The sequence below is a fragment of the Thermoanaerobacterium thermosaccharolyticum DSM 571 genome, from assembly GCF_000145615.1.
In the GTDB taxonomy this organism is placed as follows: Bacteria; Bacillota; Thermoanaerobacteria; order Thermoanaerobacterales; family Thermoanaerobacteraceae; genus Thermoanaerobacterium; species Thermoanaerobacterium thermosaccharolyticum.
Genome location: NC_014410.1, coordinates 600,389 through 620,025 on the forward strand (window position 1 = coordinate 600,389; position 19,637 = coordinate 620,025).

18 protein-coding genes, 1 tRNA gene and 1 riboswitch are annotated in these 19,637 nt (G+C 34.5%); of the genes, 6 read left to right on the forward strand and 13 right to left on the reverse strand.

Annotation, left to right across the window (positions count from 1 at the left end):
• Positions 1-68: 68 nt before the first annotated feature.
• Positions 69-1,055 (forward strand): acyl-CoA dehydratase activase, encoded by a 987-nt coding sequence (locus tag TTHE_RS03045; protein ID WP_013297137.1) that lies wholly within the window; start codon positions 69-71, stop codon positions 1,053-1,055.
• 38 nt (positions 1,056-1,093) lie between these two features.
• Here TTHE_RS03045 and TTHE_RS03050 read toward each other — a convergent pair whose 3' ends face one another.
• The gene (locus tag TTHE_RS03050) at positions 1,094-2,845 is read right to left on the reverse strand and encodes a cell division protein FtsA (RefSeq protein ID WP_013297138.1); all 1,752 of its coding nucleotides are present in this window, start codon (positions 2,843-2,845) and stop codon (positions 1,094-1,096) included.
• A 149-nt stretch (positions 2,846-2,994) separates the two neighbouring features.
• Between TTHE_RS03050 and TTHE_RS03055 the strand changes: the two genes are divergently transcribed.
• The gene (locus TTHE_RS03055; RefSeq protein WP_013297139.1) at positions 2,995-3,999 is read left to right on the forward strand and encodes a helix-turn-helix transcriptional regulator; all 1,005 of its coding nucleotides are present in this window, start codon (positions 2,995-2,997) and stop codon (positions 3,997-3,999) included.
• Between the two features lie 4 nt (positions 4,000-4,003).
• Here the strand turns inward: TTHE_RS03055 and TTHE_RS03060 are convergent, their stop codons facing one another.
• From TTHE_RS03060 to TTHE_RS03085, 6 genes are all read right to left on the reverse strand, one after another.
• Positions 4,004-4,897 carry a DUF4340 domain-containing protein gene (locus TTHE_RS03060; protein ID WP_013297140.1) on the reverse strand — a complete coding sequence of 298 codons (894 nt, stop codon included), beginning with the start codon at positions 4,895-4,897 and terminating at the stop codon, positions 4,004-4,006.
• Positions 4,894-6,276 carry a GldG family protein gene (locus TTHE_RS03065; RefSeq protein WP_013297141.1) on the reverse strand — a complete coding sequence of 461 codons (1,383 nt, stop codon included), beginning with the start codon at positions 6,274-6,276 and terminating at the stop codon, positions 4,894-4,896. The genes TTHE_RS03060 and TTHE_RS03065 overlap by 4 nt, the downstream gene beginning before the upstream one ends.
• Before the next feature lie 12 nt (positions 6,277-6,288).
• Complete coding sequence (locus TTHE_RS03070) at positions 6,289-6,996, reverse strand: ABC transporter permease (RefSeq protein ID WP_013297142.1); 708 nt, start codon at positions 6,994-6,996, stop codon at positions 6,289-6,291.
• A complete protein-coding gene (locus tag TTHE_RS03075) occupies positions 6,962-7,945 on the reverse strand; it encodes an ABC transporter ATP-binding protein (protein WP_013297143.1) in 984 nt (327 codons plus the stop codon). Before TTHE_RS03075 ends, TTHE_RS03070 begins: the two co-directional genes overlap by 35 nt.
• Before the next feature lie 117 nt (positions 7,946-8,062).
• The gene (locus TTHE_RS03080; protein WP_013297144.1) at positions 8,063-8,419 is read right to left on the reverse strand and encodes a hypothetical protein; all 357 of its coding nucleotides are present in this window, start codon (positions 8,417-8,419) and stop codon (positions 8,063-8,065) included.
• Positions 8,420-8,576: 157 nt separating this feature from the next.
• A tRNA-Arg gene (locus TTHE_RS03085) sits at positions 8,577-8,649 on the reverse strand.
• A gap of 144 nt (positions 8,650-8,793) precedes the next feature.
• Between TTHE_RS03085 and TTHE_RS03090 the strand changes: the two genes are divergently transcribed.
• On the forward strand, positions 8,794-9,396 hold the full coding sequence (locus tag TTHE_RS03090) for a 50S ribosomal protein L25/general stress protein Ctc (RefSeq protein ID WP_013297145.1): 603 nt from the start codon (positions 8,794-8,796) through the stop codon (positions 9,394-9,396).
• A gap of 63 nt (positions 9,397-9,459) precedes the next feature.
• Here the strand turns inward: TTHE_RS03090 and lysA are convergent, their stop codons facing one another.
• Positions 9,460-10,782: a diaminopimelate decarboxylase gene (lysA, locus tag TTHE_RS03095; protein WP_192402983.1), complete on the reverse strand. Its 1,323-nt coding sequence runs from the start codon at positions 10,780-10,782 to the stop codon at positions 9,460-9,462.
• Positions 10,783-10,913: 131 nt separating this feature from the next.
• Positions 10,914-11,105: riboswitch (Lysine riboswitch) on the reverse strand.
• A 124-nt stretch (positions 11,106-11,229) separates the two neighbouring features.
• On the opposite strand from lysA, the gene TTHE_RS03100 reads away from it, so the two are divergent.
• Positions 11,230-11,682, forward strand: coding sequence for a CBO0543 family protein (locus tag TTHE_RS03100; protein ID WP_013297147.1), 453 nt, complete (start codon positions 11,230-11,232; stop codon positions 11,680-11,682).
• Positions 11,683-11,911: 229 nt separating this feature from the next.
• The gene (locus TTHE_RS03105; protein ID WP_013297149.1) at positions 11,912-13,027 is read left to right on the forward strand and encodes an ABC transporter ATP-binding protein; all 1,116 of its coding nucleotides are present in this window, start codon (positions 11,912-11,914) and stop codon (positions 13,025-13,027) included.
• Positions 13,028-13,089: 62 nt separating this feature from the next.
• Here TTHE_RS03105 and TTHE_RS03110 read toward each other — a convergent pair whose 3' ends face one another.
• The 5 genes from TTHE_RS03110 to TTHE_RS03130 form a co-directional block, all read right to left on the reverse strand.
• Complete coding sequence (locus TTHE_RS03110; protein WP_013297150.1) at positions 13,090-13,818, reverse strand: GltB/FmdC/FwdC-like GXGXG domain-containing protein; 729 nt, start codon at positions 13,816-13,818, stop codon at positions 13,090-13,092.
• The gene (locus tag TTHE_RS03115) at positions 13,819-15,084 is read right to left on the reverse strand and encodes an NAD(P)/FAD-dependent oxidoreductase (protein ID WP_013297151.1); all 1,266 of its coding nucleotides are present in this window, start codon (positions 15,082-15,084) and stop codon (positions 13,819-13,821) included. It lies immediately after the preceding gene.
• A complete protein-coding gene (locus TTHE_RS03120; RefSeq protein ID WP_013297152.1) occupies positions 15,085-15,528 on the reverse strand; it encodes a 4Fe-4S dicluster domain-containing protein in 444 nt (147 codons plus the stop codon).
• A gap of 75 nt (positions 15,529-15,603) precedes the next feature.
• Entirely contained in the window at positions 15,604-17,109 is a 1,506-nt protein-coding gene (locus TTHE_RS03125; protein ID WP_013297153.1) for a glutamate synthase-related protein, read from the reverse strand.
• The gene (locus TTHE_RS03130; RefSeq protein WP_013297154.1) at positions 17,106-18,230 is read right to left on the reverse strand and encodes a class II glutamine amidotransferase; all 1,125 of its coding nucleotides are present in this window, start codon (positions 18,228-18,230) and stop codon (positions 17,106-17,108) included. Before TTHE_RS03130 ends, TTHE_RS03125 begins: the two co-directional genes overlap by 4 nt.
• Positions 18,231-18,555: 325 nt before the next feature.
• Between TTHE_RS03130 and TTHE_RS03135 the strand changes: the two genes are divergently transcribed.
• Positions 18,556-19,605: a PucR family transcriptional regulator gene (locus tag TTHE_RS03135; protein WP_013297155.1), complete on the forward strand. Its 1,050-nt coding sequence runs from the start codon at positions 18,556-18,558 to the stop codon at positions 19,603-19,605.
• The last annotated feature ends 32 nt before the right edge of the window (positions 19,606-19,637 follow it).

The window sequence follows — 19,637 nt, forward strand, 5'->3', positions numbered from 1 at the left end:
AAAAGGAACGATGATGAATTAAGGTTTATATGGAAAACAAGTAAAAAATTTCAAAGGAGGTTATTTACATGGATGTGTACATGGGCATTGATGTTGGATCTGTGAGTACAGATGTGGCTTTGATTGATTCAAAAAACGAGGTAATAGATTTTGTTTATATAAGAACTCAAGGACAGCCTATAAAGGCAGTACAGAAAGCCATGGTTATGTTGAGAGACAGGATTCACACAGATATATCTGTAAAAGGAGTCGGTACAACAGGAAGTGCGAGGCAGTTAACAGGGCTCATGGTTGGCGCCGACATTGTAAAAAATGAAATAACTGCACATGCCATTGCATCATCAAATTTAATTAAAGATGTACACACTGTTTTTGAAATAGGTGGTCAAGATTCAAAAATAATAATATTGAGGGATGGAATTGTAGTAGATTTTGCAATGAATACGGTTTGTGCGGCAGGTACGGGATCATTTCTCGATCAGCAGGCTTACAGGCTCAACATACCTATAGAGGAATTTGGCGACCTTGCTCTAAAATCAGTAAGTCCTGTTAGAATTGCAGGCAGATGTGGTGTATTTGCTGAGTCTGATATGATACATAAGCAGCAGATGGGATACACGTTGCCAGACATAATAAGTGGCTTGTGTGAAGCGTTGGTTAGAAACTATTTAAACAATGTAGGAAAAGGGAAGGATATAAGGGAACCGATTGTGTTTCAAGGAGGTGTAGCTGCAAATAAAGGCATAAAAGCGGCATTTGAAAAAGCTTTAGGCATGAAAGTATATGTTCCTAAATATTATGGTGTAATGGGAGCGATAGGTGCAGCTATCCTTGCCAAAGAGGCTGTAAAGAAAAAAGGCTTTAGCGAGTTTAAAGGTTTTGAAATTGCTGATTTTGATTATAAAGCACAAGGTTTTGAATGTACCGGCTGCTCAAACGGATGTGAGGTTGTGGAGTTTATAAAAGATGATGAAGTAATATCCCGTTGGGGTGATAAATGTGGCAAGTGGTCAAACTCTACAAGCAAGAATATTTTTTCAAAAAATGTATCTTAACTATTAGTGATTATAAGGATCGTCTTTGATCCTTATAATCAAACTATTATCTCTATTTTATCGCCCTTTTTAAGAACATCTGTGTATGAAGCTTTTCTTCCGTTTAAAATCATTTCAGGGATTTTATTTTTAGGTATCTGGAAATCGATAAAATTAAATATGTCGATGAATATGTACTGTTCTTTTCCTTTCAGCGTTGTTTTATCTCCATTTATGTAAACAAAAAATTCTTCTTCATCGTCGACTATATTTACGTCATCACCATTTTTCACAATATAGTCGTCATCTACGATAGATCCATTGACTGTGATTTTTGATGCGCTGTATTTATCTTTAAGATCCTTTATGGTGATGGAAGCGTCTTTGCCATTTATGCCACTTACAACGACTATTTTATCGCCGTTTTCTACTTTTGATTTAAGATTTGATACGATTCCATTTTTTAAAATCTTGGCGGGTGTTCCTACTTCACCATTTATAACGATATTTTTTCCGTTAAGTTTAAATGACAGATTTTTTCCTGGTCGTGCAATTAACTTTTTAGAGTCAAAATTAGTTTTTAGAAGCACATCCATTATGGTCATTTCTTTCACATTTAATAATTCTAATTTTTCATCATTAAAATAGATGGTTATAAAATCTTTTTTTCTGTCAATCATTGATGAGTAAGCGATGCCAATAGGTGTGATGTATTCCGGGCCTTTTAATTTTTTGCCTTTGTATTCCACGACGGTGATGGAGCTTGCATCTCTCACAGAAACTCTTTCTGGTTGTATAGACAAATTTTTTGCAATTTCTTCTGCTATATTAGGAAGGTTACTACTACCTCCTACTAAAAATACTGCAGATGGACTTTTTCCATTGTATTTTAGAATTTCATCGCAGATTTTTTTTGAAAGATTTTTAACTACAGGGTCTATTATCTTAAGCACATCAGATCTTGATATTTTGTGTTCAATTCCTATGACGTCTTTAAATTTTATTTCTTTTTTTGAGGTCGTTTTTATTTTTTCGGCAGTGTCAAAATCGGTAAGGAAATGCTGTTGTATCGTCTCAGTCACTTCATCGCCGGCAAATGGGACCATTGAGTATGCTATTATATTTCCATCTTTTGAAATAGCTATATCTGAAGTACCTGCTCCAATATCTACAAGTGCTATGTTTAACATTCTGATTTGAGGCATTATTGCAACGCCGATTGCTGCTATTGGTTCCAATGTAAGGTATGTAACATTCAAATCTGCTTTTCTTGCAACAGAGTATAAACTTTCTACTACATCGTATGGCAAGAATGTAGCTATTATTTCAACAGAAATCTCACGGCCTGTGTGGTCCTTCAGGTTAGTAATAGGGAGACCATCTAGATAAAAACTGGATATAGAGTATCCTACCATGTGGTATTTTACCGAATAACCTTCATGTGATATCTCTTCTTTTGCAGTGTTTAGGGCTGATAGAACTAGATTATCGATGTCCCTGTCTTTTATTATATAATTTTCATCGATGCTTTTTTCGATTCTTACAATTTTTGTTTTTAATGACCTTCCGGCAGCAGCTAAACTTACATTTTTAAGGCTTATTCCAAGCTTTTTTTCAAGCTTTTCTTTTATTTTGCACGCAACAGACGCCACTTTTTCTATATCGTGTATTTGACCGTCGAACATTACTCTGTCGGTATGTTCCATTTGTTCTACTGCAAGTATTTTTAATTTATCATCTTCCGGCATACCCACAAGGCCTACAACAACTCTTGTTCCAATGTCAAGCGAAAAAATCAAATTATCGTTCATCAAAATTCCCCCGAAAAATATATCGTAAAACCAAAAATATATTTTAATAAATTTTTGAAAGTTGTATAATTCTATTAAGATTACTTTTACATAATACATTATACATTTTTTCGATTTGTCTTAAAAGTAATTTTTGCGGGGTGTAAAAAGTGATAAAAAATGGTGATTCTACTCAACTAGAAAGACAATGGAAGATATTATCTATTTTATCGTGGGAAAATAAAGGCATGACAATAAGCCAGATATACCAAAGATTGGCTAAAAATTTTGGAGAAGAGGTATCTACCAAGACTATAAAAAGAGATCTAGACGATCTAACGATGATATTTCCTATTTATGAAGAAGGGGAAGGCAGGGGAACGACTTATACATTAGAAAAGTATAAGATACATGATTTTATATTTTCCATACAAGAACTTTTTGCATTATTTTTCACTAGAGAGATAATTAGAAAATACGATACATCTGAAATAGGGAAAATGGCTCTTAATTTTTTAGAGAGAATAATATCGTACATACCATCTATATATAATGACTATATTGACAGGTTGTACAGGACTTTTTTGATACAAAAAGATATAGATTCAGATAAAAATGTAACGGTAGAAACGCTAAAGACCATCAACGATGCAATAATATATAGAAAGTCAATCAAAATGAGGTATTATTCTTTTACATCAGATACAGAGACAGAGAGGGAAGTAGATCCGTATTTGATTTACGAAAAAGAGGGACATTATTATTTGACGGGCTTTTGCAAATTACATAATGAAATAAGGGATTTTAGAATATCCAGAATTAAAAAGATAAAATTACTTGATAAAAGCTTTGAAATATCCCCTAATTTTGATAAGAGCAAGTATTACAAATACACGTGGAATATTTTAAAAGGAAGCACAAAATACAGGGTACAAATAAGATTTGTAGGGAATGCAGCGAGGCTTGTCAAAGAGTATGAGGGATATAGGGCAGATGAAATTGTAGAAAATAACGATGGCTCAATTTTATTTATCAAGGTAGTTTCGCAGCTAGATGAGATTAAAAGATGGGTTTTAGGTTTTGGATGTGAAGCAGAGGTTATAAGTCCCGATGAGTTTAAAGACATGATCAATGATGAGATAATCAAGATGGCAAAAAAAATAAGGAGTGAATAACTCCTTATTTCATTATGCTTTTTACGTCGGTTATTAAGCTATTTAGTTGGTCTTTTGTTATATAAAGTCCTATTTGATTGTTGTTCTTCTGGATGTAGTAATTAGTATTGTCATTTGTCAAGAATTTGACTTCCTCATTTTTACTACCATCTGATATGGCAAGTGTGAAGCTAGAATTATTTCCGTTGATTTTTTTATTAGGATCTATTCCTGTCGGGCTCAATAAAACTATATCATTGAGAAAGCTTTCTGATTTGTCACTGCTTATTTCTTTACCATTGTAAGTCCATTTTCCACTTTTATTTTTTTGCATATAACGGGTTCCAAAAGAATCTGTATAAGTTACTTTTGATATTTTGTCTTTAGATATTGTGTATAGATCTTTATTTAAATAATTAAATAGTGTATCACTACTTGTAAGTTGAAAATTCTCTATCGAGCTTGCGTCCACAACGTATATATACTGTGAATTTGATAATTTAGCATAGTACGAATTGCCAACTGGTGATTTATTTCCAACAATCAATTCTTCTGTATTGCCATTGCTGGATGATGCAGTAATGGTAAAATTTGATTTGTCCAATCCATATTTCTTTAAATCTGTGTCAGTAAATTTTCTGTTGTATTTTAATTGTGTGAGTGAATTGAATAAATCACTGGCATTTGTGTTGTCTGCAGCATAGCTTATCGGTTTAATAACTTTATAGGCGCTGCCACTTTTTACAATAGCCATTTCATTATTAGAATCTTTTATGTCTATAGAAGACAATTTATTTTTGCTTATGCTGATGATATTTGTTGACGGTGCAGGCTTCTTTGTAGCTTTGATGTAATAATAATATCCTACAAGCACACCAAGTATAACAAACATTATTATAGTGTTTCTAAAAGTCTTCATAAAGCTCTCCTCCTGAAGAAGACTACCCCGCCTATTATCCAGATAACTAGAGGGATAACAATGACTGTTACTATAAACATATAATCTGCTTGTTTTCCAGTCATAAATAAAGTTGCATAGTCAAGAGATTTTGGACTTATAGATATCTGTGTCGTCTTGTTTGCAAGCCAATTGGCACTGTTCATAAGAAGGTCCCTGTTGCCTTCTAAACCAATAACTTTATCAGTTGCCATAAGGTCATTGCCAAGCACGACAACTTTCATACCTGTCTTGCTGTCGGAAATAGTAACACCAAGAGTTAGAGGACCTTTTATGTCATTGTTGTCAAAGGTTGCTTGTTTGCTGTTGAAATTTGTTTCGCCCCATGCTTTATCACTTGTTGTCAAGATTGATTGAATCGATGTACTGCTGCTATTTGATTCTTTGTAAGTTATGCTTCTGGAACTTGGTGCAACTGATGCTAAATTAGCAGATTCTAGTTTATCGGTGATGCCGTGATATCCGTATTGCGGAACAGGGGATAAAGCATCCATGAAATAGTTCCTTGAAGGATCAACTACAATATCATTGTCGATCTTTACATTCCAATTCGACAGCAAATTGTTTATTGATTTCTCAGTTAGAGGGCCGTTTTCAGCTCCCATCATAATGAAGGCTTTTCCACCTTTTTTCAAGTAGTCTAAGATAGCATTCATTTCTTGGTCGTTGTAATCCATTTGAGGGTTAGCTATTATTATAAGACCAGCATCTTTTGGTATACCGCCGGATTGCCCTATATTTAAATCATTTACGTTGTAACCTTCACCTTGCAGTGCTGTTTTAAAGGTTGTTAGAGAGCTTGTGCTGTTTACTTCATTGTGGCCTTGAATGATATAAGCGTTTGTCTTGCTGACTTCTGTAACATTTATTATTGCTTGAGTAAATTGCTGTTCACCGTTGAAAACCGTCTGACCAGTTTCTTGTGATTGGGTAAATATATCATATGAATTAACTATTTGCCTTTTGCTGTCATCTTTGCTGTTCAAAAACAGTGTAGTGTCATAATCAGTTATTCCGAATTTTTGTGCTAATGAAGGATTCTTATCAGGATCTATAAATTGAACTTTTATCCTTTTTGACAATCCGGAGTATTCATCTAAAAGATTCTGAACTCGTGTCTTTGCACTATCATTCTTGAAAAATGCATAGACTGTTACATCAGTTTTTAAATTTTTTAAAACTTGTTTTGTTTTATCTGAAAGAGTGTATTGTTTTGATTTAGTAAGATCCCATTTTATAGGCTTTTGGGCTAATACCAAGTTGCCGAAAATTAATATGCCTAGTAAAATGACGATTGCTAAAATCATATTGCTTCCGTATTTTAATCTGACTCTGTTCAATAGAATTACCTCCTAACTCCAGCGTCTTTTGTCAACAACCATGATAGTCACAAAAACGAAGAAGATTATTACACTCAAGTAAAATACAATGTCATTTAAGCTTAATACACCGTTTTGAAAGTTATTGAATCTTTGTAGCAGCGAAAGGTTTTCCACAATAGTTTTAGCTGTTCCCTGGAATACATCACCTAGCCAGCTAATAATCCAAAACAATAGCAGAATTGAAAAACCTATGACACCGGCAATAAGCTGATTTTCTGTTAAGGATGATGCAAAAATACCTATTGCTATAAATGCTGCTCCCATCAAAAATGTTCCTATATAACCTGTAAGAATAGGTCCAAAATCTGGTGTGCTGTATATTTTAAGATATAAAGGATATATTAGCGAAATCACCAGTGATAGAGTGTAGACGGTCAATGATGCAAAGTATTTACCCAAAACCATGTCTGTTATTTTAAGCGGTGATGTCATGAGAAGCTGATCAGTTCCATTCTTCATTTCTTCTGATATCAACCTCATCGTCAAAATTGGGCTTATAAACATGAAGACAAAAACCATGTTGCTAAAGACAGGAGACATAAGTGCATATTGTGTTGAGAGAACAAATGTTGCAAAGAAATAGCCGGATATAAGCAGCAAAAAACCTACCAGCACATATGCAAGAGGCGATAGAAAGTATGACTTAAGCTCCCTTTTGTATATTGTCAGAATTTTCATTACTATTTACCTCCTCATCTGTTGTAAGCTGCAGGAAGACTTCTTCTAAGCTGTAGTTTACAGGCCTAAATTCTATAATAGGCAGATTTTGCTTTGCGAAAGAAAAGAAAATCTCTTTTCTTAAGTCGTTGTTTACGTCTGTTTCAACATCGATGTCGATACAATTTTCTTTTGAGTCTGCCTTCGATTTAAAATCTTTTATTCCATCTATTCCTTTTAAAGTAGTTGATATTTTTTCAATTGAACCTAAGACTTTAAGGAAATATCTTTTTGATTTTCCTATAGTATCGATTAAGTTTTCAGTAGAGTCCATTGCGACAATTTTACCTTTGTTTATGATTATAACTCTGTCACATATCATGCTTACTTCAGGTAAAATATGAGTACTCAGTATGATGGTATGCTTTTTTCCTAGTTCTTTTATAATGTCCCTTATTTCTTTGATTTGTTTGGGATCTAGGCCTACTGTCGGTTCATCAAGAACCAGTACATCTGGATCTCCAATGATTGCTTGAGCCAGTCCAACTCTCTGCTTGTAACCTTTTGATAAGTTTTTAATAATTCTTTTTCTTACATCAGACAATCCTACTTCACTTAGGACTTTATCAACTGTTGATTTTCTTTTATCTTTTGGGACTTCTTTTAATTCACAGACAAATGCTAGATAAGCTTCAACAGTCATATCCAAATACAGTGGTGGAACTTCTGGAAGATAACCAATATGCTTTTTTGCCATTAATGAGTCTTCTATGATATCGTACCCGGCAATTTTTATTGTGCCTGATGTTGGTGGCATAAAACCGGTTATCATTTTCATAGTTGAACTTTTTCCAGCACCGTTGGGACCTAAGAATCCTACTATTTCTCCACTGTCTACAGAAAAGCTTATATTGTCTACAGCTTTGCGGTTTCCGTAAACTTTAGTTACATTGTTTACTTCAATCATCATACGCGGCTAAACCTCCTTTTCGTATATACTACTTAATTATAATCAAGTTTTATTAATAAATTGTTAACAAAATGTAAAGAGAATTTTAAAAATAAAAAACATAGAGCTTCAAAAACTCTATGTTAAGCCTCCAAAAGATTTGATAACTTTTACTGCATCGTTTGTTTTGTCATCAGGTACTTCGATATTTAATTGAATATTTGCATCGGCAGTTTCGTCATAATAACCCATTCCGCTTATCATTGGATCTGACATAAGCAAAGGGTTTTTTCTTATGTCGAAAGGATAGCCTGATTTTAAAACAAGTGATGCTAATGTTGGTCCCGTATCGGTTCCAGCTATGTTTTGCTTATCGTTGTAAGTATCCGCATATTTATCGATAATATCAATATATGCTCTGAAGCCCATATTTTTTAAATAATTAGCAGCTTTGTTGGCGCTTTCTAAGTTGTAAAAATATGCATTTAATTTCATAAAATCACCCAAATATATTTTGGGCTTAATTAGAACATATATACACTAATAAAGAATAATTTTGTCCGGTAAAACCGGGCATCTACAGATAAAATGGATACTATGGGGTAAAATATGTGCTAATACAAAAATTATTTCTTGCTTTAAAGCTTTTTAGTGCGCCTGACAGGAATCGAACCTGCGACCTCCCGGTTCGGAGCCGAACGCTCTATCCACTGAGCTACAGGCGCATAAAACTTCATAATACATTATATCCACATTAGAAGATATAAGTCAACTGTAAATTTTATTTATATGCATAGTTTGATATTTCCATGCTGTAGTGCTATAATTAATTAAAAATTGAATAATAATAACATAAAGGAGGAGAGACAATGCAAAATGTCGAACTTGAAGCTGTATTGAGAGTACCGGGTAAGAATGCGGCCCGCAAATTAAAGGAAAAAGGCTACATTCCTGCCATACTATACGGAAAGGGCATGGAGAGCATTCCACTAGCTGTTGAGACCGGTAAGCTTCGCACAATAGTACAAAAACACGGCAGGAATGTCCTCCTCAATTTGGTAGTAAATGGTGCTACACATCAAGCAATATTGAAAGATGAACAGAGAGATGAGTTGACAGGAAAGCTGATACATATAGATTTTCAGCGTGTTTCTATGAATGAGAAAATTGAGGCGGCAGTACCATTAAAATTAGAAGGTGTTGGTGTCATTGAGAGTAAAGGCCTCCTCGTTCAGCACCAGAAATGGGAGCTTAATGTGGAGTCACTACCTACATCTCTTCCAGACGAAATTGTGGTAGATGTATCGAATTTGAAAATTGGCGATACATTGTTTGTAAAAGATGTAAATGTTCCTGAAGGAGTTGAAAAGGTAGACGATCCTGATGAAGTTATTTTGACAATAGTTGCTCCGAAGAATGCGGATGTGCCTGAAACAGATGAGAGTGTTGAAACTTCATCAGAAAATGGCTAAAGTTTGAAAATAGGATAAGTTTAGTATTTAAAAAATAGATAAAAGGAGCAATATCTGCTCCTTTTAATAATTTATAATCTTTTTATTTTCATTTAATAATCTTTGTGGTATAACGTCATTTCTTACCAAGTCTTCGTAAGTTTCTCTTGCTACTATCAAATCTGATTCACCATTGTTTACAAGTACGGCAGCAGGACGTGGAAGACGGTTGTAATTGCTTGCCATTGAATAATTGTAAGCACCAGTACAAGTGACAGCTATAATATCTCCGCTTTCAAGTTGTGGAAGTTCTATATCCCATATTAGCATGTCACCAGATTCACAGCATTTACCGGCGATAGACACTTTTTCAAGGTTGATTTTTCTAGCTTTGTTTGCAACAATTGCATTGTATTTTGCGCCGTATAGTGCTGTGCGTATATTGTCTGCCATTCCGCCATCAACTGAAACGTATTTTCTTACACCCGGTATATTTTTGATTGCGCCAACTGTATACAACGTAGTACCAGCATTTCCTATTATTGAACGTCCGGGTTCTACAATAATATGTGGCATTTTTATATTTAAGTTTCTTGAATATTCTTCAACGGATTTCATTATTTCGTTTGCTATTAATTCTATTGGTTGTGGATCGTCTTCCTCCACATATGCAATGCCGAATCCACCCCCTAAATCCAGTTCACCAACTTCCCAACCAGTGTGATCTTTAACTTTTTTTAGGAAATTCATCATAATGTCAATTTCTGCCTTATATGAATCGTAGCTAAATATTTGCGAACCAATGTGGCAATGAAGACCAGTCAAATTGACATTATCCAGTGTTAAGGCATATTTTATGGCGTCAAGTGCATCTCCATTGAAAAGCGGAAATCCAAACTTTGAATCAATTTGACCGGTTTTGATGTATTCATGTGTATGTGCTTCAACACCTGGAGATACCCTTAAATAGATATTGGGCTTTTTACCCATCTTAAATGCTAACTCATTTAACATATTTAATTCAAACCAGTTATCGACTATAATGCAGCCAATGTTGTATTCCAACGCCATAGTAAGCTCATCTGCTGATTTATTGTTGCCATGGAAATAAATATTTTTGACAGGGAAATCAGCTTTTAAAGCTGTGTATAGTTCACCGCCTGAAACTACATCAAGGCCTAAATTTTCCTCTTCAATGATTTTACAAATGGCGGTAGTCATAAATGCCTTGCTGGCATAAATTACTTCATTTCCAGGATAGTTCCTTTTAAATCCATTGTAAAATGAACGGCAATTTTCTCTAAGCTGTTCTTCATCTATAACATATAACGGAGTTCCGTATTGTTTTGCTATTTTAACCGTATCACATCCGGCTATTTCCAGATGCCCTTTTGAATTTATGCGCATGTTTTTTTGGAACACAAAATCATCTCCATCGCTTTAATAATTTAAATTATAAAAATCACTATATAAATAAAAACAGCTAAGGTATTTTCTTTAGCTGTGCTTTAATAGACATAAAAATACCTCCTTTCCCCAAGCGAGATAGCTCATCACAAATAGTCCGGGTAACTACTTGTGACAGTCCTATACATATTATGCATAGGCCCAGCTGTGCAGATATTAAGGTATCTACACGCTTCGGCGGATTTATCCCTTTCGCATACAATCATCGGTTCCTTAAAACCTAATGTATGCTACTCTTGATTCTCCGCTCCTCTACCTCACCTTCAAGGAAGATGAGGTACATAATATTTATTTTCTAATATGATACCATTAAAAACTTCACGTGTCAACATATTAATAAAATATTGGGGAATAATTAATAATAGCACTTTCAAAGGGAGTGGTATTATGCAATGGGTAATAGTTTCAATAGTTTCGTGGATTATTTTTATACTGCTAATAGACTTAAAACAGATAAAGTACACAATATGGGCAGGGCTTTTAGCTGTCATAAGCCAGTTAATAATTGATAACATGGCATTTCACTTGAAACTATATGACTTTAAAAACGATATTATAGAGATTTTTAATTCTTCACTTTTCTTCACGTTTGGAGCACCATTTACAATAGGAACTATATTTGCTCAAACTTATCCTAAGAATAGAATGCTTAGATTTATCAATATTTTTGCTTCAACAGCGCTTTTTTTTGTATTGGAATATGCATTAAAGCTTTCAGGAGTTTTAGAGTATATTCATTGGCACTATTTTTACAGCATAACAATAGATGTCTTGGTGTTAATGTCGTTAGGTAATTTTATTACAATATTTAAGTTAGCGCCATGGATGAGGAAAGAATAAGAGGTGAAATATGGTAGTATTTATTTCTATTATTGTTTTAGATTCAGTATTTGTATATTTATGGTTTAAATATTTGGACAATCTTAGGAAGAAGAATATATAAAATGATAATCAATAATATACAAAAAATAGATGTAAATATCATAAGTATTGTATATTTGAAATGTTTGAAAGTAATATTATAATATAAGTATCAAACGTTTACCAATATTAAGGGGGATATCGAAAGATGGCTGATGTTGTTCTTAAACATGTATACAAAACATATCAAGGTGGAGTAACTGCTGTTAAAGATTTTAACTTGGAAATAAAAGACAAAGAATTTATAGTTTTAGTAGGTCCATCTGGATGTGGAAAATCTACGACATTAAGGATGGTTGCAGGTCTTGAGGAGATAAGTCAAGGAGAATTATATATCGATGGAAAGTTAGTAAATGATGTACCACCAAAGGACAGAGATATAGCTATGGTGTTCCAGAATTATGCATTGTATCCTCATATGACCGTTTATGACAACATGGCTTTCGGCTTGAAGCTGAGAAAAGTACCGAGAGCAGAGATAGATCAAAAAGTAAAAGAAGCAGCTAGAATACTCGGAATAGAAGAGTATTTAAAGAGGAAACCAAAAGCGCTGTCAGGTGGACAGAGGCAGAGGGTTGCATTGGGACGTGCTATTGTACGTAATCCGAAGGTATTCCTTATGGATGAACCTCTTTCAAACCTTGATGCCAAATTAAGAGTACAAATGAGGACAGAGATTGCTAAGCTGCACGATAGACTTCAGACTACATTCATATATGTAACACACGACCAGACAGAAGCTATGACGATGGGTTCAAGGATAGTTGTTATGAAGGATGGTGTCATACAGCAAGTTGACAAGCCACAGGTTATATACGAACATCCAGATAATTTGTTTGTGGCAGGTTTTATTGGAAGTCCGCAGATGAACTTTATAGATGCAAGACTTGAAAGTTCAGACGGGAAAGTATATGCATCATTCAAAGGTTTTAAAATTGTAGTTCCTGATGGAATTGTGAAAAGATTAAAAGATGAAAGCTATATAGGTAAAGAAGTTGTATTAGGCATAAGACCTGAAGACCTCCATGACGAGGAAGTATTCCTTGAAGCATATCCAGAAAGTGTAATAGAGACAAAAGTTGATGTTACAGAGCTTATGGGTTCAGAAACTTACCTTTATCTCGATCTGCAAGGACAACCGTTAACAGCAAGAGTTGATCCAAGGTCAACAGCAAAAGCAGGCGATGTTATTAAGATAGGCATAGATACAAATAAACTACACTTATTTGACAAAGAGACGGAAAAAACGATATTAAATAGATAAAAATGTCAATAAATATACCCCATAGGTTAGACAAAGAGTCTATCCTATGGGGATATTTATTTTTATGCGTATAATTTTCCATATGGTCTATTTCCTGCTGGATGAAGTTTTATAAATTTGTGATTCATAATTTTATCAAAGTCATAGTCAAAGTATGACGAGAAGTTTTTGACGTATTTGCTTATTACTTTTAAGTCATCATCTGTTGCGTCTTCTTTTATGACTTCCTTTCCAAGTTTGTAGTCTTCCACGTCTCCTCTTAGGAATATTACACCACCGTGCATTCCTGTACCACAATATTCTCCTACTATGTCTTTGTTGTTTTTAAGATTCAACACTATCATGCATCCACCTGCCATGTACTCGCCAAAGAAATCGCCAGGAGTTCCTCCTATTACAAGGACAGGGATTTTATCTTTGTATTGTTTCATATGAATGCCTACTCTGTAACCTGCATCATTTTCTATATACATTGTTCCGCCTCTCATGCCATACCCTGCTACATCTCCAACATGTCCATGTACGATAATATTGCCATCATTCATTGTGTTTCCAATAGCATCTTGACCATTGCCAAATACTTCAATTGTCAAGCCATCCATAAATGCTGCCAAGTCATTGCCTGGAGTTCCTTCAATGTTGATTTTTGTATGACCATTTAGATTGTCCCCTATATACCTTTGGCCATTTACATTTTTTAAGTTTATTACATCTTCTCCTGATCTGACTAATTCCTTTATTATTTCATTTAGATGTTTATAATGCATATCCTGTGCATCTATCGTCTTCATTTACCGCACCTCCTGGCCTAACATTTTAGATTTTCTTAAGTCCTTAGGGAAATTGATGTATCCAAAATCATCTTTTAAAAGATGATTTCTAAATGGTGTAACGTCAATTTTTTCTCTTATTAAGCCTGTATATATTCCTGCTCTATCGACATCATTTATCAATATGAATCCGACGATGTTATTTCCTTTAAGGACAATTTTCTTATAGGTATTTTTATCTAAATCTGCTTTTACCATCACATCATATGAATCATCAGGTGGATTTATAATTCCTGCTGTTATGATGTAAGTATCTTTATATCCTATTGAATTCATGGGAAATATACCTTTTGTTGTACTTTCAATGCCAATCATATTTAAACCAGCAGTTTCTCCTTGCATATACGCATTAGGCCATATTGGCACGACTCTATTTGAATTTAAAAGCACATCAAATCCTTCTGCAACATCTCCCGCGGCGTATACATCATCTATATTAGTTTTCATGTTTTTATCTACTAATATTCCGCGGTTGACTTTGATGGATGTGCCTTTTACTATATCTACATTTGGAGTTACGCCTATGGCAAATATTAGTATATCTGTTGGCAAAACATCACCATTTTTCAAATGCACTTCTTTCACATAATCTTCTCCAACAATTTTATCAATTGTAGTGCCTAATTTTATTTTGATGCCGTCTTTTAGTAATCTTTTTGTAACAATTGATGCAGATTCATTATCTAGTATTGTACTTAATATTCTATCTGCCAGCTCCACGATTGTCACATCTGCACCAAGTGCATGAAGTCCTTCTGCAGCTTTGAATCCTATCAATCCGCCTCCGACTATTACTGCTTTTGAATTAGGTTTAATGGATGATTTTAATTTTTTTGCTTCATCAAGTTTGATAAAGGTCTGGATATTTTTCTTATCAAGTCCGTCAATAGGTGGGATAAATGGTTTACCGCCTGTGGCTATTAATAATTTATCATATTTTACTAAATCTCCATTTTCTAATATAACTGTCTTTTTATTTTCGTCTATAGATGTTGCTTTTACACCAAGTATCGTTTTAACATTATTTTTTTGATAAAAGTCTTTATCTCTATATGCCATTTTTTCTTCTGTAACAGTATCTGCAAGGTAGTATGATATTAACGGTCTAGAGTATACATGGTATTTTTCATCGGAAATAACTATTATGTTTGATGTTTTGTCATGTTTTCTAATTGCTTCCACTGCCCCAACCATTGCAGCGGAGTTTCCGATTATTACTATATCCATCTATATACCTCCTTCTGAGAATACAAGAGCTTCGTTAGGACAGTTTTTTACGCAGGCAGGTTCACCAGTTTCCGCACAAAGGTCGCATTTTGAAGCAATTTTGTTGTTTAAGTCCCTTACAATTGCACCAAAGCTGCAAACAAGAACACATGTCCAACATCCTACACATTTATCTGTATCACAGATGATAGCACCAGTTTCAGGATTTCTTTGCATTGCGCCTGTTATGCAGGCTTTGACACAAGGAGCATCGTCACAGTGCCTGCACTGTAATGAAAAAGATATAGGACGTTCTTCTTCGACTATGATTTTTGGTGCTGGACGTGTGCTGTCTAATTTGTATGCTTTTAGCACATCTTTATATTTTGAATGAGACGTTATGCAGTATACTTCGCAAAGTTTGCATCCGACGCAAACTTCTTCCTTTGCATATACCTTCTTCATATATATTTCAATCCTTTCATTCAATATAATACGGACATATATGATCAATAGATAAAAATAATTAAATATAAGAATTTATTCGCCAGCAGCTAATATGCCTAATATATCTAACTCTTTCTGGGTCATGCCTATTCCTCTCAGCATCAGCCTGTTGCCTTTTAAGCTTTCAATATCATTTATTCCCATACCGCCAAGCATTTCTTGTATCTCATGTCCCCATGCTGTAATAAGGTTTATAAGCCTCTTGTATCCAATTTCAGGATTTAATCTTTTTACTAAGTTTGGATCTTGAGTTGCAATGCCCCAGTTACACTTTCCAGTATTGCATTGTTGACACATGTGGCATCCAAGGGCGATTAAAGCTGCAGAACCTATATACACTGCATCGGCTCCAAGGGCAATTGCTTTTATTATGTCTGCGCTGTTTCTAATGCTTCCTGCAGCAATAAGGGAAATAGTGTGTCTAATGCCTTCAGAGCGAAGTCTTGAGTCGACAGATGCTATCGCAAATTCAATAGGAATGCCTACGTTATCTCTTATGCGCTTTGGAGCTGCACCTGTACCACCTCTAAATCCATCTATGGCGATGTAATCTGCACCAGCTCTTGCAATGCCTGATGCTATTGCAGCAACATTGTTTACAGCGGCTATCTTTACACCGACAGGTTTTTTATAGTCTGTCGCTTCTTTTAATGAGTAAATCAATTGGCTCAAATCTTCGATAGAATATATGTCGTGATGAGGCGCAGGGGAGATAGCATCGCTACCGACAGGTATCATTCTTGTTTCAGATATGTCGGCGCTTACCTTTTCACCGGGCAAATGTCCTCCAATGCCGGGCTTTGCACCTTGACCTATCTTTATTTCTACTGCTGCTGCTGTTTTTAAATATTCTCTATCAACTCCAAATCTGCCAGATGCAACTTGAACGATTGTGTTTTCGCCGTATTTTCTAAAATCCTTGTGAAGACCGCCCTCACCAGTATTGTAGTATATTCCTAATTCTTTTGCTGCCCTTGCCAGTGATGCGTGAGCATTGTAGCTTATGGAACCATAAGACATAGCAGAAAACATAATAGGAAAATTTAATTTAAGTTGTGGAGGCATCTTTGTTTTTACATTTAAATTTTCATCCAGCTCTATCTTGTCAGGTTTTCTTCCTACAAATATTCTCAGCTCCATAGGTTCTCTCAATGGGTCAATGGAGGGATTTGTAACCTGGCTTGCATTAATTACCATCTTGTCCCAATAGATTGGGTACGGTCTGTCGTTTCCCATTGCAGACAGAAGAACGCCTCCAGTTTCTGCCTGCTTGTATATATCTCTTATTGCGTCGTATGTCCAATTTGCATTTTCGCGAAATACTTGAGGGTGTTTTATGATTGTCAAAGCATGTGTAGGACACATTACAACGCATCTTTGACAGTTTACACATTTGTAATCATCTTCTATCATTTTGTCTAAGTCTTCATCGTAGCTGTGGACTTCATTAGCACATTGTCTCATACAGACTTTGCAATTTATACATCTATCATAATCTCTCAACACTTTGAATTCTGGAGTGAGGTAATTAAGGCTCATGCGGTAACCTCCTTTTTATCATAAATTTCTGAGATGTTTTGCTGCTCAATTTCGGCTACGACAGGCTCTCCACCTTTGGGTATCCAAACCTTGTCAGGATTTTTACAAACTTTTCTTATTGCGGATTCTTCACTTGCAACATATATCATGTCTCCTTGGCTTGCAGCAGTTAATGGTCTCAGTTTTATTCTGTCATTAATAGCGATAAAACCATTATCGTAAGTGGCGATTAAAGAGAATGGACCGTTTAGTAAAGCTTTGCTGTAGATTATTTTAAGGTTGTAGTACAATTCTCTTTCCTTTGGAGATAGGCGCTCTACTTGATTCCAAAGAGGAGATGCTATTACTTTTGCAGCTAATGGAACTGGAAGATTATGTTTTCTTAAAAGCAGATCGAAAATATATGCAGCAACTTCTGTATCGGTCTGCAGTGTACATGAATATCCAAACTCTTCTAAATACTTGCGGTTCGTATCATACGATGAAAGCTCGCCATTGTGTACAACCGAAATATTCAAAAGATTGAAAGGATGTGCTCCACCCCACCAGCCAGGAGTATTTGTGGGAAATCTACCGTGTGCTGTCCACATATATCCATTGTACGTTTCTAGCTTATAAAATTCTGCTACATCTTCTGGATATCCGACAGCTTTAAAGACACCCATATTTTTACCACTGGAGAAGATATAAGCTCCATCGATGTTTTTATTTACATTGAAGATAAATTTTACTATAAAATCTTCGTCATTCATTTCGCTAGCATTCAATACTTCTAGTTTTGGCAGTACGAAATATCTGTAGATTATAGGAGCATTTTTAATGCTTTGCGTTTTTCGCGTTGGTATTTTTTCTTCATAGGCTATAACAAAATTTGCTTTTAGCAAGTCTTCGGTATCCTGCTTTGCTTTTGTGTCGTCATAGAACATATGAAACGCATAATGCTCTTTAAAATCTGGATAAATGCCGTAGGCAGCAAAGCCTCCACCAAGACCGTTTGATCTATCATGCATCGTTGCAATGGAATCAGCAATTATTTGACCAGAAAAAACTGCTCCCGATTTGTCTATTATGCCGCTAATAGCGCAACCAGAAGGTATCCTGATATTTCCTTCTTTCAACATTTTATAACCCCCTTAAAAAATTTTATGTGAAAGATTTTTTTTGTAAACTGCAATTTTTAAAAATGTTTACTATATAAAATTTTACAGCAAACTGTATGAAGCCAACTTTTTAACGAGTTAAGAGTGTTATCAATATTATATTACATTTTTTGAAAATTGCAATATAAAAAAATGAAATTCATTACAATCATATTTTAATCATTTTTTTTGTAAAAATAGGCATTTGACATTTTACAGCAAAATAATGATAAATTCTACAATACCTATTTTTTCTACTACAAAATATTGTATAATTATTATATACTTTATATTAAGGTGGTATTGTATGAATATTTACGATAATATAAGGAAAGTTGTTAAGGATTATCAGAAATATGTAACTGAGCCTATTTTTCTTATTGATAAAGATGGTAAATTAATTTATTCAGGTGATGAAAGTTTATCAAAAAAAGAAGGAATTTTTGCTGTAAATAGAGAATTCATAGAGAGAAGAGATGTATACGAATGGCAAGGTATGACATTTTACAACATATTTGTAAGTGGGTGGCGTTTTTTGACTGTTGGGATAAGAGGCACTGGCGATAAGGCAAAAAATATGGTTATGCTTTTATCAATGAGCTTTGAGCATTTAAGCAATCAGGTATCAAAAGAGGATTTCTTATTAAAATTGCTTATTGGTGATTTGGATAGGGATGAGATTGAGTATTACATAGAAAAGTATAAATTTGAAGAAAAAGATTTATACAGGGTTATTATAATAGAGTCCCACGATGCGATTGACGATGCTTTTAAAATTGTCGGCCACATATTTGAAAAAAACAGTTATCAAACGGTAATTCTAAGCAGCAATAAGTTTGCAGTATTGCTTTTAGAGTCCGTGTCTGCTGACATAGATAAAGCCACAAAGACTTTAAAAGATACTATAGAATCCGAAGTATATATAAAGATAGATATTGGTGTTTCTAATAAAGCGTACAATTTTACAGATATCAGCAAAGGATATAGAGAAGCAAGTATTGCTTTAAAATTGGGTAAAAAGATCGACAACAATGAAAGAGGTATTTATTTTTACAGAAGTTATGCATTAGAAGAATTGCTGTTAGAGCTTCCAGAAGACGTGATAAAGAGATTTTTGGAGGCTTTGACAGATGGTGAATTAGATTATTTTAATGATGATGAGCTTGTTTCTACATTAAATTCATTTTTTAGGAATAGCCTCAATCTAAGCGAGACATCCAGAGATTTGTACATTCATAGAAATACTCTTGTTTACCGATTAGATAAGATACATAAGCTGACAGGTTTTGATCCGAAACAGTTTAACGATGCAGTGATGTTGAAAGTAATAATGACATTTGTGAAACTATTGACGTAGGTTGTAGCCAAAGCAATTTTGAAGGGGATGTA

Bases quoted from the DNA above. Each gene is read 5' to 3' on its own strand.
- TTHE_RS03045 (WP_013297137.1), top strand. From the start codon at position 69: ATGGATGTGTACATGGGCATTGATGTTGGATCTGTGAGTACAGATGTG.
- TTHE_RS03050 (WP_013297138.1), bottom strand. From the start codon at position 2,845: ATGAACGATAATTTGATTTTTTCGCTTGACATTGGAACAAGAGTTGTT.
- TTHE_RS03060 (WP_013297140.1), bottom strand. From the start codon at position 4,897: ATGAAGACTTTTAGAAACACTATAATAATGTTTGTTATACTTGGTGTG.
- TTHE_RS03070 (WP_013297142.1), bottom strand. From the start codon at position 6,996: ATGAAAATTCTGACAATATACAAAAGGGAGCTTAAGTCATACTTTCTA.
- TTHE_RS03075 (WP_013297143.1), bottom strand. From the start codon at position 7,945: ATGATGATTGAAGTAAACAATGTAACTAAAGTTTACGGAAACCGCAAA.
- TTHE_RS03080 (WP_013297144.1), bottom strand. From the start codon at position 8,419: ATGAAATTAAATGCATATTTTTACAACTTAGAAAGCGCCAACAAAGCT.
- TTHE_RS03090 (WP_013297145.1), top strand. From the start codon at position 8,794: ATGCAAAATGTCGAACTTGAAGCTGTATTGAGAGTACCGGGTAAGAAT.
- lysA (WP_192402983.1), bottom strand. From the start codon at position 10,782: ATGCGCATAAATTCAAAAGGGCATCTGGAAATAGCCGGATGTGATACG.
- TTHE_RS03100 (WP_013297147.1), top strand. From the start codon at position 11,230: ATGCAATGGGTAATAGTTTCAATAGTTTCGTGGATTATTTTTATACTG.
- TTHE_RS03105 (WP_013297149.1), top strand. From the start codon at position 11,912: ATGGCTGATGTTGTTCTTAAACATGTATACAAAACATATCAAGGTGGA.
- TTHE_RS03110 (WP_013297150.1), bottom strand. From the start codon at position 13,818: ATGAAGACGATAGATGCACAGGATATGCATTATAAACATCTAAATGAA.
- TTHE_RS03115 (WP_013297151.1), bottom strand. From the start codon at position 15,084: ATGGATATAGTAATAATCGGAAACTCCGCTGCAATGGTTGGGGCAGTG.
- TTHE_RS03120 (WP_013297152.1), bottom strand. From the start codon at position 15,528: ATGAAGAAGGTATATGCAAAGGAAGAAGTTTGCGTCGGATGCAAACTT.
- TTHE_RS03125 (WP_013297153.1), bottom strand. From the start codon at position 17,109: ATGAGCCTTAATTACCTCACTCCAGAATTCAAAGTGTTGAGAGATTAT.
- TTHE_RS03130 (WP_013297154.1), bottom strand. From the start codon at position 18,230: ATGTTGAAAGAAGGAAATATCAGGATACCTTCTGGTTGCGCTATTAGC.
- TTHE_RS03135 (WP_013297155.1), top strand. From the start codon at position 18,556: ATGAATATTTACGATAATATAAGGAAAGTTGTTAAGGATTATCAGAAA.